The following is a 972-nucleotide window of genomic DNA, read 5'->3' on the forward strand; positions in this document are numbered from 1 at the left end:
CCTGGAAAGACCGTCGACGTCATGGAGATCAGCGGCGCCACCGCGATCGTCTACCCCCGGGACTGAAGCCATGGAAACCTCAGCGTTCCTCATCGCCGGCCTGATCATCGCGCTGATCGCGGTTTTCACCGTGGTGCGGGCGGTCCGTATCGTGCCCCAGGCACGCGCTCGCAACGTCGAGCGGCTCGGCCGCTACCACCGGACCCTGGATCCCGGCCTCAGCCTCGTCATCCCTTTTGTCGACCGCGTTCATCCGGTGATCGATCTGCGGGAACAGGTCGTTTCCTTCAAACCGCAACCGGTCATCACCGAGGACAACCTGGTCGTCGAGATCGACACCGTGCTCTACTTCCAGGTGACCGACCCACGAGCGGCTTTCTACGAGATCGCGAATTTCCTTCAGGCGGTCGAACAGCTCACCGTGACCACCTTGCGCAACGTCGTGGGATCCATGGACCTGGAAAAGACCCTCACCTCCCGGGACACCATCAACAACCAGCTCCGTGGCGTGCTGGACGAGGCCACCGGCAAGTGGGGGCTGAGGGTCAACCGGGTGGAGATCAAAGCCATCGACCCGCCGCAGTCCATCAAGGACGCGATGCAGAAGCAGATGCGAGCCGAGCGGGACAAGCGGGCCGCGATCCTCGGGGCCGAAGGACAGCGCCAGTCGCAGATCCTCACCGCCGAAGGCGACAAACAGGCCGCCGTCCTGCGCGCGGAGGGTAACCGTACTGCTGCGATCCTCCAGGCCGAGGGCCAGTCCCGGGCCATCGACGAGGTGTTCCAGGCCGTACATCGCAACGACCCCGACCCCAAGCTGCTCGCCTACCAGTACCTTCAGACGCTGCCCCAACTCGCGCAGGGCTCGGGCAACAACTTCTGGGTGATCCCCAGCGAGATCACCTCCGCGCTCCAGGGCGTGTCCCGCGCCTTCACCGAGGTGCTGCCCCAGTCGCCGGCCACCCGCGAGAA

Annotated in this window: 1 protein-coding gene; it reads left to right on the plus strand. The window is 65.1% G+C overall.

All coding sequences use genetic code 11. From position 1 onward, the window contains the following. Positions 1-70 precede the first annotated feature (70 nt). On the plus strand, positions 71-972 hold a 902-nt coding region (locus RB628_RS40890; RefSeq protein ID WP_318325705.1), incomplete at its 3' end, for an SPFH domain-containing protein.

The sequence above is a fragment of the Streptomyces sp. ADMS genome, assembly GCF_033441795.1.
Classification (GTDB): domain Bacteria; phylum Actinomycetota; class Actinomycetes; order Streptomycetales; family Streptomycetaceae; genus Streptomyces.